The 13544-nt window shown below is 67.9% G+C and carries 11 protein-coding genes; 2 read left to right on the top strand and 9 right to left on the bottom strand.

The window, feature by feature from the left end; genetic code table 11:
• Positions 1-23: 23 nt before the first annotated feature.
• The 6 genes from CTP10_RS05295 to CTP10_RS05270 form a co-directional block, all read right to left on the bottom strand.
• Entirely contained in the window at positions 24-1676 is a 1653-nt protein-coding gene (locus CTP10_RS05295) for a CTP synthase (protein ID WP_116317640.1), read from the bottom strand.
• 162 nt (positions 1677-1838) lie between these two features.
• Entirely contained in the window at positions 1839-2645 is an 807-nt protein-coding gene (locus CTP10_RS05290) for an alpha/beta fold hydrolase (protein ID WP_116317639.1), read from the bottom strand.
• Between the two features lie 14 nt (positions 2646-2659).
• Positions 2660-3481: a peptidase gene (locus tag CTP10_RS05285; RefSeq protein ID WP_116317868.1), complete on the bottom strand. Its 822-nt coding sequence runs from the start codon at positions 3479-3481 to the stop codon at positions 2660-2662.
• 130 nt (positions 3482-3611) lie between these two features.
• Complete coding sequence (locus CTP10_RS05280) at positions 3612-4457, bottom strand: transglutaminase family protein (RefSeq protein WP_116317638.1); 846 nt, start codon at positions 4455-4457, stop codon at positions 3612-3614.
• A 56-nt stretch (positions 4458-4513) separates the two neighbouring features.
• The gene (locus CTP10_RS05275; protein WP_116317637.1) at positions 4514-5467 is read right to left on the bottom strand and encodes an alpha-E domain-containing protein; all 954 of its coding nucleotides are present in this window, start codon (positions 5465-5467) and stop codon (positions 4514-4516) included.
• A 67-nt stretch (positions 5468-5534) separates the two neighbouring features.
• Complete coding sequence (locus CTP10_RS05270) at positions 5535-7010, bottom strand: circularly permuted type 2 ATP-grasp protein (RefSeq protein WP_116317636.1); 1476 nt, start codon at positions 7008-7010, stop codon at positions 5535-5537.
• A 32-nt stretch (positions 7011-7042) separates the two neighbouring features.
• Here CTP10_RS05270 and CTP10_RS05265 point away from each other — a divergent pair, with 32 nt between their 5' ends.
• Positions 7043-7231: a hypothetical protein gene (locus CTP10_RS05265; protein WP_116317635.1), complete on the top strand. Its 189-nt coding sequence runs from the start codon at positions 7043-7045 to the stop codon at positions 7229-7231.
• Between the two features lie 92 nt (positions 7232-7323).
• Here CTP10_RS05265 and CTP10_RS05260 read toward each other — a convergent pair whose 3' ends face one another.
• Positions 7324-7809: a gluconokinase gene (locus CTP10_RS05260; protein WP_116317634.1), complete on the bottom strand. Its 486-nt coding sequence runs from the start codon at positions 7807-7809 to the stop codon at positions 7324-7326.
• Between the two features lie 142 nt (positions 7810-7951).
• Positions 7952-9847: a phosphogluconate dehydratase gene (gene edd / locus CTP10_RS05255; RefSeq protein WP_116317633.1), complete on the bottom strand. Its 1896-nt coding sequence runs from the start codon at positions 9845-9847 to the stop codon at positions 7952-7954.
• 259 nt (positions 9848-10106) lie between these two features.
• Here edd and CTP10_RS05250 point away from each other — a divergent pair, with 259 nt between their 5' ends.
• On the top strand, positions 10107-11057 hold the full coding sequence (locus CTP10_RS05250; protein WP_116317632.1) for a MurR/RpiR family transcriptional regulator: 951 nt from the start codon (positions 10107-10109) through the stop codon (positions 11055-11057).
• Here the strand turns inward: CTP10_RS05250 and CTP10_RS05245 are convergent.
• The gene (locus CTP10_RS05245; RefSeq protein ID WP_116317631.1) at positions 11054-13486 is read right to left on the bottom strand and encodes a DNA internalization-related competence protein ComEC/Rec2; all 2433 of its coding nucleotides are present in this window, start codon (positions 13484-13486) and stop codon (positions 11054-11056) included. The genes CTP10_RS05250 and CTP10_RS05245 overlap by 4 nt on opposite strands.
• Positions 13487-13544: the final 58 nt, after the last annotated feature.

The raw sequence follows: 13544 nt of genomic DNA, 5'->3' as shown, positions 1-13544 counted from the left end.
GACTCCTCTCTTGCCGCCTGGCCTCAGGCGCCCTTGCGCTGCTGGCTGGCCAGCGCGGCTTCGACGTAGGCCTTGAACAGCGGATGGCCGTCGCGCGGCGTCGAGGTGAATTCCGGGTGGAACTGCACGCCGACGAACCACGGGTGCATCGACACCGGCAGTTCCATCATTTCCGGCAGGTTCTCGGTCGGGGTGCGGGCCGAGATCACCATGCCGGCGTTTTCCAGCGTCGGCACGTAGTGGTTGTTGACCTCGTAGCGGTGGCGGTGGCGCTCGTTGACCTCTGCGCCGTAGATGGCGTTGGCCTTGGTGCCTTCCTTGACCGGCACGCGTTGCGCGCCCAGGCGCATGGTGCCGCCCAGGTCGGAATCGGCCGAGCGCTGCTCGACCTTGCCTTCGCGGTCGACCCACTCGGTGATCAGCGCGACCACCGGGTGTTCGGTTTCGAGGTTGAACTCGGTCGAGTTGGCGTCAGCCATGTTGGCCACGTGGCGGGCGAACTCGATCACGGCCAGCTGCATGCCCAGGCAGATGCCCAGGTAAGGCACCTTGTTCTCGCGGGCGTACTGGATCGCGCGGATCTTGCCTTCCGTGCCGCGCTTGCCGAAGCCGCCCGGCACCAGGATGGCGTCCAGCGGGGCCAGCACTTCGAGGTGGCCCGATTCCAGTTCCTCGGAATCGATGTACTCGATGTTGACGCGCGTGGCGGTGTGCATGCCGGCGTGGCGCAGCGCCTCGATCAGCGACTTGTACGACTCGGTCAGGTCGACATACTTGCCGACCATGCCGATGGTGATTTCGTGCTCGGGATTTTCCTGGGCGTTGACCAGCTTCTGCCACATCGACAGGTCGGCCGGCCGCGGATCCAGGCGCAGTTCCTCGCAGATCAGGCGGTCGAGGCCCTGCTCGTTGAGCATCTGCGGGATCTTGTAGATGCTGTCCGCATCCCACACCGAGATCACGGCGTCTTGGGGGATATTGGCGAACAGCGAAATCTTGGCGCGCTCGTCGTCCGGGATCGGGCGGTCGGCGCGGCACAGCAGCGCGGTCGGCGAAATGCCGATTTCACGCAGCTTCTGCACCGAGTGCTGGGTCGGCTTGGTCTTCAGCTCGCCGGCGCTGGCAATGAACGGCACCAGCGTCAGGTGCACGAAGGCAGCGTGGTTGCGGCCCATGCGCAGGCTCATCTGGCGCGCGGCTTCCAGGAACGGCAGCGATTCGATGTCACCCACGGTACCGCCGATTTCCACCAGCGCCACGTCGGCCTTGCCGTCGTGCGAGGCGGCAGCGCCCTTCTCGATGAAGGCCTGGATCTCGTTGGTGATATGCGGGATCACCTGCACGGTCTTGCCGAGGTATTCGCCGCGGCGCTCCTTGCGGATCACCGATTCGTAGATCTGGCCGGTGGTGAAGTTGTTCGACTTGCGCATCTTGGCCGAGACGAAACGCTCGTAGTGGCCGAGATCGAGGTCGGTTTCCGCACCGTCTTCCGTGACAAACACCTCGCCATGCTGGAAGGGGCTCATCGTGCCGGGATCGACGTTGATGTAGGGATCTAGCTTGAGGAGGGTGACTTTGAGGCCGCGCGACTCAAGAATGGCCGCGAGCGAGGCAGCAGCGATGCCCTTGCCGAGAGAAGAGACGACGCCACCGGTGACGAAGACGAATTTGGTCATAAACCGAGCTTGCCGGGGAAATCGGGATTATACATGAGAGCCCGTTCTGCGCCGACCCGGAAATTGTGACAACCCGACCCGCCAGCGCCGGTTCGCGCGTGGCCTGCCGGGGCGTTCCGACGTCCCCGGGCTAGCGCTGCGGCGCATGCGCCGCATACCCGTTCAGCGCCCGTCGCGGCGCATCGCGCCGATCAGGTCGCGCACCAGTTGCGCCGTCTCCTGGGGCCGCTCCATCGGGTACAAATGGCCGCCCTCGATAAAACGCAGGTTTTCGCCCACCAGCTTGCGGGTGGCCGCGAGGCCGCACTGCCGCACCTCGCGTGATCGCGTACCGGCGACGAAGCCGACCGGCACTGGCGCGCCCCGCCTGAGCTTGCGTCCCAGGCTGGTCGGCAGCGTGCGGTAGATCCAGTATTCGACCTCGCGGTCGAAGCGCAAGCGCCGCTCGTCGGCCTTGCCGGTGGGCTCGGTGCCATGCAGCGCATAGTCGCGCAGCACCTCTTGATCCCACACGGCGAAGTTCGGCTTGCTGCGGAAATGCTGCCATACGGCCTCGGCGTCGGGCCAGTGCGTGCGCCGGTTCCTGGTCACCGCCGCCGGACCGGGCTTTTCATCCATGCCGAGCACCTGCGCCGTCTTCAGCAGCGAGGCGCGCCAGCCAGCAATGATCGGCGAATCCAGCATCACCACGCCACGCACCCATTCGGGCCGGCGCAGCGCCGCCATCATCGACAGGAAACCGCCCAGCGAATGGCCCACCAGCCAGACCGGCTCGCGGTACTGGCGCCCCACCTCATCGAGCAACTCTTCCACCAGATGGGGCCAGCCGCGCGTCACCGGAAACTGCGGCCGATGGCCGTAGCGGTCCACCGCGCGGAACTCGAACTCGCCGTCCAGTTCGCCAAACAGCTTGCGGTACGTCGTCACCGGGAAGCCGTTGGCATGGGAAAAATGAATGATCTCGCGCATCGCCGCCCCGCCCCTCATTCCTGGGTGCGGGAGGGATTGCGCCTGGCGCGCACGGGCTGCCCCCAGCAGTCGCCCTCCGCGCCACGCGCCAGCGGGAAGTCGGGCTGCTGGGTCACATCCCACTCCGGGTTGTGGATCTCGCCGAACACCTGCCGCAGCCGGTGGCCCCATGTATCGCGAATCATGCGGAAATAGGCGTTTCGCTCGTCGATGTTGACGAAGCGCGTCACGCGCAGCGAATCGGCCTCGTAGACCAGCAGGTCCAGCGGCAATCCCACTGAAATATTTGACTTCAGCGTCGAATCCATCGAGATCAGCGCGCATTTTGCGCCCTCGGCCAGGGGCAGCGAAGGATGCACGACCCGGTCGATGATCGGCTTGCCGTACTTGGCCTCGCCGATCTGGAAATAACAGTTTTCCGGCGTGGCTTCGACGAAGTTGCCGGCGGCATAGATATTGAACAGCCGCTGCCGCTCGCCCCGGACCTGACCGCCGAAGATCAGGCTGACATTGAATTCGATGCCGGCATCGCGCAGCGCGTGCGCGTCGCGCTTATGTACCTGGCGCACCGCGTCGCCCACGATGGAGGCGGCTTCAAACATGTCACGCGCATTCCACAGAGAGCGCTTGTCGTCATGGTTTTCGGCCAGGATCTGGCGCACAGACTGGCTGATGGCGAGGTTGCCGGCGGTCATCAGCACCATCACGCGGTCGCCGGGTTCTTCGAACACCGTCATCTTGCGCGCCGTCGAGATGGCGTCCACCCCGGCGTTGGTGCGGGAATCGGACAGGAATACCAGGCCGGCATCCAGCCGCATGGCTACACAGTACGTCATGGTCTTGTTCTGGTGTTCTTGTTGGACGGCCGGGAGTGGCCGGCCGGAGGCCTGCATTAACGGATTCTAGCGCCGCTGCCGCCTATCGGTGCCGGTTCTGGAATGCGGCACCTAATTGAGGCGGCCGGAGCTAGACCGGGTCGGCAAGCGGCGTGATGACGACATTGACTTCGAGCGTCTCCCCGGCTCCGCCCTCCAGGATGCCCCGCACCGGTGCGGCGGACTGGTAGTCGCGCCCCACGGCGAGGCGGACATGGCGCTCGTCGGTGAGGCAGCCGTGGGTGATGTCGATACTGCACCAGATCTCGCGTTGCGGATCCAGGCAAACGTCGGCCCACGCATGGCTGGCCAGGTCAGTGGCGGCGGGATCGTAGAAGTAGCCGCTCACATAGCGTGCCGGGACACCGAGCGCGCGGCACGCCGCCACCATCACCTGCGCCTGGTCCTGGCAAACGCCACTGCCCAGGCCGAAAGCCTCGGCCGCGGAAGTCCCGACATCGGTGGTATTGGGCTTGTAGCGCACGCGTTCGCCGATGGCCTGGGCCAGTGCCAGCAGCGCGGGAATTTCATGGCCCGAAGCCAGGAACGGCGCGGCGAAGGCCTGCATCTCGCGCGGCGCCGTGGTCAGCGGCGTGCTGCCGAGGAAGTACAGCGGCGACACGCGCGATTCGCCGGCCGGCGGCACATCGCAGAAGGCATGGTGGCCGTCGCGGTCGAGGTCGCCATGCGGCGGCAGAACTTCCACCTCGCCGCTGGCCTCGATGGCGATAGTGTCCGACGGGCCGGAGACTGTGAAGTTGTGCACGATGTTGCCGAAGCCGTCGCGCGCCGCGGACGGGTTGCCGGGCGTGCTCAGCTGCCAGTTGTGCACCGTCTGCAGCGGACCCGAGCGCGGCTCGAGCCGCAGCTCGTGCACACTGCGGCGCACCGGCTCGGCATAGCGGTAGACAGTATGGTGGTTGATCTTGTATTTCACGGTATCAGGGCACGGCGTGGCGCCGGCAGCACATGGTCGCCGCCGGCGTGCCCATGTCAGGCCGCCTGCAGCGGCACCAGGAAGTCCCGGCTGATGCCATTGCCGAGATCGCCGATGCGCTCAAGGAAGCTGGTCAGGTACGCGTGCAGGCCGACGGCAAAGATGTCGTCGATGCGCGCGTACTTCAGGTCGGCGTGGAGTTTACCAGCCTGCCGCTCGGTCTCTGCCGACTGCTGGTTGCGCACCATGGCCAGAATCGTCACCACCTCGTCCATGCTCGACACCAGCGAGCGCGGCATGTCAGGGCGCAGCACCAGCAGTTCGGCCACGCGCTGCGGCGTCACCACCGCGCGGTAGACCTTGCGGTAGACCTCGAACCCGGACACCGAGCGAAGCACCGCGGCCCAGTGGTAGAAGTCGTTCTGCTCGCGGTTGGGATCGCTGTCATCCCTGCCGGAGGCCTGGAACTTGACGTCGAGGATCCGCGCGGTATTGTCGGCACGCTCCAGGAAGGTGCCCAGCCGCATGAAGTGAAAGGCATCGTCCTTGAGCATGGTGCCGAACTGAACGCCGCGCGCCAGGTGCGAACGGAACTTGACCCACTCGAAGAAGCGCGACGGGTCTTCCCTGAGCACGCCGTCGGCGATCATGCGCTGCACGTCGAGCCAGGTAGTGTTCACGGTCTCCCAGACTTCGGTGGTCAGTGAGCCCCGCACCGCGCGCGCGTTCTCGCGCGCCGCGCGCAGGCAGCTCATGATCGACGACACATTGGTCATGTCGCGGACCATGAAATCGATCACGTCGTCGCGCGACAGCAGGCCGTACTTGTGGTCGAAGGCGTGCGTCAGCTCCGAGATATCCAGCATGGCCCACCAGCCCTGCTCGGCCACCTCGGCCGATTGCGGCAGCAGCGAGGTCTGGTAGTTGACGTCGAGCATGCGCGCGGTGTTTTCCGCGCGTTCGGTGTAGCGGGCCATCCAGAACAGGTGGTCGGCGGTACGGCTCAGCATGTGGGCTCTCCTGGCAAGGCAGCGGCAGTCTTGATCGCGGTGTGGATCGCGTGAGGGGCTGTCGTCGTCATCGTTCGAGCACCCAGGTGTCCTTGGTGCCGCCCCCTTGCGAGGAATTGACCACCAGCGAGCCCTCGCGCAGCGCCACGCGCGTCAGCCCGCCGGGCACCATGCGCACTTCCTTGCCCGACAGCACGAACGGGCGCAGGTCGATATGGCGCGGGGCGATGCCCGATTCCACATAGGTCGGGCAGGTCGACAGCGCCAGCGTCGGCTGCGCGATGTACTGCTCGGGCCTGGCCTTGACCACCTCGCGGAAGGCATCGATCTCGGCGCGCGTCGCGGCCGGCCCCACCAGCATGCCGTAGCCGCCGGCGCCGTGGGTTTCCTTGACCACCAGCTCGCCCATATGATCGAGCACGTACTGCAGGTCATCCGGACGCCGGCACATGTACGTGGGTACGTTATTGAGGATGACCTCCTCGCCGAGGTAAAAGCGGATCATGTCGGGCACGTACGGATAGATCGACTTGTCGTCCGCCACGCCGGTGCCGATCGCATTGCAGATGGTCACGTTGCCGGCACGGTAGACCGACAGCAACCCGGCCGCGCCGAGCGCGGAATCGTGCCGGAACACCAGCGGGTCGAGGAAGTCGTCGTCGACGCGCCGGTAGATCACGTCGATGCGCTGCGGCCCCTGCGTGGTGCGCATGAACAGGTGGTCGTCCTCGACGAACAGGTCGCTGCCTTCGACCAGCTCGACGCCCATCTGCTGCGCCAGGAACGCGTGCTCGAAGTACGCCGAGTTGTACATGCCCGGGGTCAGCACCACCACGGTGGGATCGGCGATCGCCTGCGGTGACACGCCGCGCAGCATGTCGAGCAGCAGGTCCGGATAGTGCGCCACCGGCGCGACGCGGTTGCGCGCGAACAGGTCCGGGAACAGCCGCATCATCATCTTGCGGTTTTCCAGCATGTACGACACGCCGGAAGGCACGCGCAGGTTGTCTTCCAGCACGTAGAACTCGCCCTCGCCGGCACGCACCACGTCGATGCCGGCGACATGCGCGTAGATGTCGTGCGGCACGTTGACGCCGAGCATCTCGGGCCGGTACTGGGCGTTGTTGTAGATCTGGTCGGGCGGGATCACGCCCGCGCGGATGATGTCCTGGCCGTGGTAGATGTCGTGGATGAACCGGTTCAGCGCTGCGACGCGCTGGCGCAGGCCTTTTTCCAGCAGCGCCCATTCGCTGGCCGGGAAGATGCGGGGGATCACGTCGAACGGGATGGTTCGCTCGGTGCCGCTGTTGGCCTCGTCCTTGTCGCCATAGACGGCAAAGGTAATGCCCACGCGCCGGAAGATCAGGTCTGCCTCGGCACGCTTGTTGTCCATGGTGCTGCCAGACTGCCGCGCCAGCCAGTCAGAGAAATGCCGGTAGTGCGGGCGTACCGCCCCGTCGGGCAATGATTGCCCTGCCTGGATGACCGTGGGCGCCCCGTCGGCGCGCCAGTCCAGCATCTCGTCGAAAAACCGCCCCGCCATGATGGCCGCTCCTCCATGTAGTGGGCGTTCGGATGCTGCCACTGCCCCGCATCCGGCCGCCCTGGTTTGACCTGGCTGTCCTGCCACAAGCCCGCCGCGCGGTGCCCGGGATGGTCTCCAATGGCATTGGCGCGACGATGCTGTCGAGTCACTGGCCCTTTCAGCATACCTGTACCGGCGAAAGCCGCAAGCTGGTGGACCGCAGCCGGCACGGAAAGTGAACTAGCAAGATGTCTGCCAGCGCACGCAAAAACGGCCGCCAGCGGAGCTGGCGGCCGTCAGGGGATAGAACGGACGAGCGCGGGCGGAAGGTTCAGCGGGCGCCAGACTGCAGGATGGTGTCCACCAGCACTTCGGGCGGCTGGCGGATATCGAGTTCCACCGCGTCGCGGGGCACCTCCAACGTATCGAACTGGCTCTGCAGCAGCTCGGGATTGAAGAAATGGTCGGTGCGGGCGGACAGGCGCCCGGCGATCAGTGCGGCATCGCCCTTCATGTGGACGAAGGTCACGCCGCCGTCGGGCGGCGTCAGCCGGTCGCGGTACGCCTGGCGCAGGGCCGAGCAGGTGAACACGTGGGTCCGGCCTTCGGCGCGCGCCGCGTCGATGGCGGCGCGCATCGCCGCCAGCCAGGGCCAGCGGTCTTCGTCAGTCAGCGGAATGCCCGCATGCATCTTGGCCTTGTTGGCCTCGCTGTGGAATTCGTCCGCGTCATGGAAGCCGCAGCCCAGGCGCTGCGCCAGCAGCTGGCCGACCGTGGTCTTGCCGCTGCCGGAAACGCCCATCAGGATATAGATCATGTCTGCTCCGTCGGTCTTGGTATCGTCTTGCTATCTTGCTGTCTTGCTGACTTGCTTTCGGATGGGGTCGCGGCCGTGGTCATTGCCTGCGGGCTGCTCCCGTCGTCCCCGCGCCGGCGGCCAACGACGGGAATGCGTGAGACTATTGTGCGACGGTTTGCATCGCGACGGCAGTGGCGGATGCGGCTGGGGCGGCGCCAGCATCCGCTTCGGACAGGTCGAGTGCGCTGCCCCCCTCTTCCGCGATGCGCGCGTGGCGCCGGAACGAGCCGAACAGCCCTCGTCCGAGGCTGAACCGGGCGAAATCGTCGGCCGGTGCCGCCGCCGGCTCGCGCGCCGCGAACTCGCCCTCGTCGCCCAGCCATTGCAGCACGCCGGCCACCGCGTCGACGCGGATGCGGTCGCCGTCGCGCACGCGGGCCAGCGCGCCGCCGGCCAGTGCTTCAGGGCCGACGTGGATCACCGCCGGCACCTTGCCCGACGCGCCCGACATGCGGCCGTCGGTCACCAGCGCCACCTTGTGGCCGGCGTCCTGCAGCGCGCCCAGCACCGGTGTCAGGCGGTGCAGCTCGGGCATGCCATTGGCGTTCGGCCCCTGGAAGCGGACCACGGCGATGAGGTCGCCGTTCAGTTCGCCGGCCTCGAACGCCGCCTGCAGCGCCTCCTGCGCATCGAAGACGCGCACCGGCGCCTCGACCACGCGGTGCTCGGGCGCCACGGCCGAGACCTTGATCACACCGCGGCCCAGGTTGCCCTGCATCAGCCGCAGCCCGCCTTCGGGCGAGAACGGCGCCGCCGCGCTGGCAACGACCTGGGCGTCGCCGCTTGCCGTCGCGCCATCACGCCATTGCAGCACGCCATCGCTCATCACCGGCTCCTGCGTGTATCGCGCCAGGCCCGGGCCCGCGACGGTCTGCACGTCCTCATGCAGCAGCCCCGCCTGCAGCAGCTCGCGGATGATCAGCCCGGCGCCGCCGGCGGCATGGAAGTGGTTCACGTCGGCGGAGCCGTTCGGGTACACCCGCGCCAGCAGCGGCGTGACGCGCGACAGGTGGTCGAAGTCGTCCCAGTCGATGATGATGCCCGCGGCGCGCGCCATCGCCACCAGGTGAATGGTGTGGTTGGTCGAGCCGCCCGTCGCCAGCAGGCCGACCATGGCGTTGGCCACCGCGCGCTCGTCGACGATGCGCGCCAGCGGCAGGTATTCGCTGCCGCGCGCGCTCAGCGCGACCGCGCGCTGGGCCGCCGCGGCCGTCAGCGCGTCGCGCAGGCCGCTGTCCGGGTGGACGAAGGCCGCGCCGGGCAGGTGCAGGCCCATGATTTCCATCAGGAACTGGTTGCTGTTGGCGGTGCCGTAGAAGGTGCAGGTGCCGGCGCCGTGATAGGCCTGGCATTCGGCCTCGAGCAGCGCATCGCGGCCGACCTGCCCGGTGGCATAGAGCTGGCGCACGCGCGCCTTTTCCTTGTTGGACAGCCCGGTCGCCATCGGCCCCGCGGGCACGAACACCACCGGCAGGTGGCCGAACTGCAGCGCGCCCATCAGCAGGCCGGGGACGATCTTGTCGCACACGCCCAGCATCAGCGCCGCGTCGAAGGTGTTGTGCGACAGCGCGATAGCCGTGCCCATGGCAATCGCATCGCGCGAGAACAGCGACAGCTCCATGCCGGCATTGCCCTGCGTGATGCCATCGCACATCGCCGGCACGCCGCCCGCCACCTGCGCCACGGCCCCTACTGCGCGCGCGGCTTCCCGGATCACGCCGGGATAGCGCTCATAGGGCTGGTGGGCCGACAGCATGTCGTTGTACGCGGTGACGATGCCTAGATTGGGCGCATGGTCGACGCGCAGCTTCAACTTGTCGTTGGCTGGCAGCGCCGCAAAGCCGTGCGCCAGGTTGGCGCATGACATGCCGCGCAGCGGCCCCAACTCGGCTTGCGCACGCTCGCAGCGCGCCAGGTAGGCGGCACGGCTGGCGCGGCTGCGGCCAACGATGCGTTCGGTGACGGCCAACAGCTCGGCATGGACGGCAATGGGCATGGCGGAGACGTTCCTTGTTGTCGGGGCGGCAGCACCAAAATGGCGCGATCGCATGTAGATTTTCTACATTATACCGATAGCAATGTCGCCGTCGACTGGGTCATGCATCACAATATCACCGGAATTCGCCGAATTCACCGGATTACGGGCAAACCCTGACAGCCTGCCATGCACGATTTCGGGCATGATGCCGCGCCAACGGATGTAGAATCTCTACATTCCGAAGTATCCGAACAACCCGACCCACCCGCCAGCCGCCATGCGCGACCGAATCCTTGCCGTCTACGACACGCTCCGCCCTTCCGAACGCCGCCTGGCGGATTACGTCGCCGAGCACGGCGCCGCCGTGATCCGCCTGTCGATGCCCGAGCTGGCCGAGCGCGCAGGCGTGTCGCAGCCCACCATCGCACGCTTCTGCGCCGCGCTGGGCTACGACGGCTTTCGCGAGTTCAAGCTGCAGTTCGCGCAGAACGTCGGCGGCGGCATGCCTTTCGTGCACCAGGACGTGGAGGCCCACGACCGCCCCGCCGACATCGCCGGCAAGGTGTTCGACCGCACCATCGCCACGCTGATGAGCGTGCGCAACGCGCTGTCGGCCGACCAGATCGAGCATGGCATCCACCTGCTGGCCCGCGCACGCCGCATCGAGTTCTACGGCTGCGGCAATTCGGGCATCGTCGCGCTCGACATCCAGCACAAATTCTTCCGCCTCGGCATTCCGACCGTCGCCTACTCCGACCCGCATGTATTCAGCATGTCCGCCGCACTGCTCGGTGCCGGCGACGTGGCGGTGCTGGTGTCCAACAGCGGCCGCACCTGGGACATGCTGACCGCCGCCACGCTGGCACGCAGCAGCGGCGCCAGCGTGCTGGCGATCACCCACAGCGGCTCGCCGCTGGCGAAGCTGGCCGACGTCTGCGTGTTTTCCGACGTCGAGGAAGACAGCGAGGTCTATACGCCGATGACCTCCCGCATCAGCCACCTGGTACTTGGCGATGTGCTGGCCGCAGGCGTGGCGCTGGAGCGCGCGGAAACGGTCGCCGCCGGCCTGCAGCGCGCCAAGGCCCACCTGCGCGAGCGCCGCATCGCAGGCGCCGAGCCGGCACGCACGCTGCCCCCTGCCCGAGGCCGCGCCACGCCCCAGCCGGATTCCGGGGACGCGCAGCCAAGCCCGGTGGCTACCCGCGCGCGCCGCCGCAAGCCCCGCTAACGCGGCGCCTCCGCCCGGGCGCGCCAGTAGCGCGGCTCGGCCTGCCGGAAGACCGACAGCGTGTAGCCCGCCGGCGCGGTAGACAAGGTCACCGCGCCGGTTTCGTCTGCACGGTAGCGCGCGATGCCGGCGCGCCCGTAGCGCTCCCACACATCGGCACGCGGATGGCGGTACCGGTTGGCATAGCCCAGCTGGAATACCGCCGCCTGGGGCCGCACTGCTTCCAGCCAGGCGGCGCCGGACGACGTGCCGCTGCCGTGGTGCGCCACCACCATGACGTCGGCAAGCAGCGCCTCCGGCGGCAACCTGTCGATCAGCGCGCGTTCCTCGGCCACGCCAATATCGCCTGTCAGCAGCAGGCGATGGCGCGCGGACGCCACGTGCAGCACGCAGCTGCGGGCATTGCTGGCGATCGCCGCCTGTTGCGATTGCGATGGCAGCGGATGCAACACCGTGAAATGCACGCCGTCCCATTCCCATTGCTGCCCGGCCGCGCACGGCGCCCAGCCGGATGGTGCCGGCCCGAGCAAGGCATGACCCGGTGGCGCGCCGGTACTGCGCGCCGCTACGGCCACCGCCGCTTCCACATCCGCCACCCCGCCGGCATGGTCGGCGTCTTCATGGCTGACCATCAGATGGTCGATCCGACCAAGACCCAGGCCACGCAGTAGCGGCACCACTACCTGCGCGCCGGCGCTGGCGCCCGATGCGTAGCCAGGCCCCGCGTCGTAAAGCAGCGCATGCGCGCGCATCTGCACCAGCACCGCGGTTCCCTGTCCCACATCGAGCATCACCGCGCGGAACTCGCCGTGCGCCACCGGCGGCCCGCGCGCCAATACCAGCGGCAACACCAGCAGGCCGCCGTGCAGGCGCACCACGGCGCTGGCCGGCGGCGCCAGCAACAGCGCAATCCCGAGCCCGGCCAACAGCAAAGGCAATGGGCCCGAGCCCGGCGCTTCCCACATGGCCCAAGGCAGGCCGGAAAACCAGCCCAGCAGGGCCGCCAGCCACACCATCGCCTGGTGCGCGACGGTCAGCAACGGCGCGGCCAGCATCGCCGGCGCGGCGGCGGCCGCCAGCGACAGCGGCGTCACCAGCAGGCTGACCACCGGGATGGCGACCGCATTGGCCAGTGGCGACACCACCGACACCTGCTGGAACATCAGCAGCGTCAGCGGCACCAGTCCGGCTGTCACCGCCCATTGCGTGCGCGCAGCGGCGGCAAGCGTAGCACGCGAGCGTTGCCAGCGGCTTTTCGGCGCATGGCCGCGTTCGGACCGGGCAGCATAGAAGATCACCGCCACCGCGCCGAACGACAGCCAGAAGCCCGGCGACATCACGGCCCATGGATCCAGCAGCAACGCCACCAGCGCAGCGAAGGCCAGCACCACCGAGGCCGGCGGCGTCCGCGCGCCCCAAACCGCCACCGCAGCCACGCACAGCATCGCCACGGTGCGCAATGCCGGGATCTGCATGCCAGCCAGCAGCCCATACACCAGCGCGCTGGCCACCGCCGCCGCCAGCGCCGCGTGCCTGGCCGGGAGCCATAGCGGCAATGGCCGGCGCAGCCTGCGCCCCAGGCCGAATGAATGCCGCCATAACATGCCCGCGAGCGACCCCGCCATGCCGGCAATCATGGTGATGTGCAAGCCTGAAATACTGACCAGGTGACTGATGCCGGTACGCCGGAACAACTGCCAGTCTTCCGTATCGATGCCGCGCTGGTCGCCGATCACCAACGCGATCAGCACGGGGCCATAGCGCGCATCGGCCGGCAGCGCCGCGCGCAGGTGATCGCGCACCGCCGCGCGCCACGCCTCGATGCGCCATCCAAGCCGCTCCCGCGTGGCCTCCTGCGGTGGCCCCTGTGCGCGCCGTACATAGCCCGTCGCGCCATAGCCCTGCGCCAGCAGCCAGTAGGCATAGTCGAAGCCGAATGGATTGGCCAGCCCACGCGGGCGCCGCAAGCGTACGGTCAGGGCGTAGCGCTGGCCGGGATACAGGCCAGGCGGCGCGTCGCGCCAGTGGAGAAGGAGCCGGCCGGGCAACGTCAACCCTGGCCCATCCGGACCATCCGGCACGGTCTGCTCGACGGCGAAGGCAAAGCGGACGCCGCCCGCTGATTCCGACGGCAACCCGGAAACCACACCCTGCACGTCGAGGTCGCGCGATTCAAGCGAAGCAGGCAACCACTCCCGCAAGCGGATATCGGCGCGCCATGCCGCCCAGCAGAACGCGGCGCCGAAGGCCAGGAGCGCCAGTATCGGGCCCCGCCACGCGGCACGCAGGCGCGTGCCGCACAGCAGCATGGCGATGCCCGCCAGCGCCAGTCCGGCAGCGGCCATGCGCACGGCGTCCTGCCGCGGCAGCGTTGCCTGCTGCTGCAGCACCCAGCATCCCGCGACGAACGCCACCACGAACCCGCGCACGGCATCTCCCCGGCTGATTGCACACAGCCAGAGTTGTAACCGCTCGACGCAGCGGAAA

This window comes from Cupriavidus sp. P-10 (assembly GCF_003402535.2).
Classification (GTDB): domain Bacteria; phylum Pseudomonadota; class Gammaproteobacteria; order Burkholderiales; family Burkholderiaceae; genus Cupriavidus.
Note: the sequence above shows the minus strand (reverse complement) of the source record. Positions and strands in the feature narration are given on the sequence as shown.

Excerpts from the sequence above, each read along its gene's own strand:
- CTP10_RS05265 (WP_116317635.1), top strand. The coding sequence starts at position 7,043 with ATGCTGCCACTGCCCCGCATCCGGCCGCCCTGGTTTGACCTGGCTGTC.
- edd (WP_116317633.1), bottom strand. The coding sequence starts at position 9,847 with ATGCCCATTGCCGTCCATGCCGAGCTGTTGGCCGTCACCGAACGCATC.
- CTP10_RS05285 (WP_116317868.1), bottom strand. The coding sequence starts at position 3,481 with ATGACGTACTGTGTAGCCATGCGGCTGGATGCCGGCCTGGTATTCCTG.
- CTP10_RS05290 (WP_116317639.1), bottom strand. The coding sequence starts at position 2,645 with ATGCGCGAGATCATTCATTTTTCCCATGCCAACGGCTTCCCGGTGACG.
- CTP10_RS05295 (WP_116317640.1), bottom strand. The coding sequence starts at position 1,676 with ATGACCAAATTCGTCTTCGTCACCGGTGGCGTCGTCTCTTCTCTCGGC.
- CTP10_RS05250 (WP_116317632.1), top strand. The coding sequence starts at position 10,107 with ATGCGCGACCGAATCCTTGCCGTCTACGACACGCTCCGCCCTTCCGAA.
- CTP10_RS05270 (WP_116317636.1), bottom strand. The coding sequence starts at position 7,010 with ATGGCGGGGCGGTTTTTCGACGAGATGCTGGACTGGCGCGCCGACGGG.
- CTP10_RS05275 (WP_116317637.1), bottom strand. The coding sequence starts at position 5,467 with ATGCTGAGCCGTACCGCCGACCACCTGTTCTGGATGGCCCGCTACACC.
- CTP10_RS05260 (WP_116317634.1), bottom strand. The coding sequence starts at position 7,809 with ATGATCTATATCCTGATGGGCGTTTCCGGCAGCGGCAAGACCACGGTC.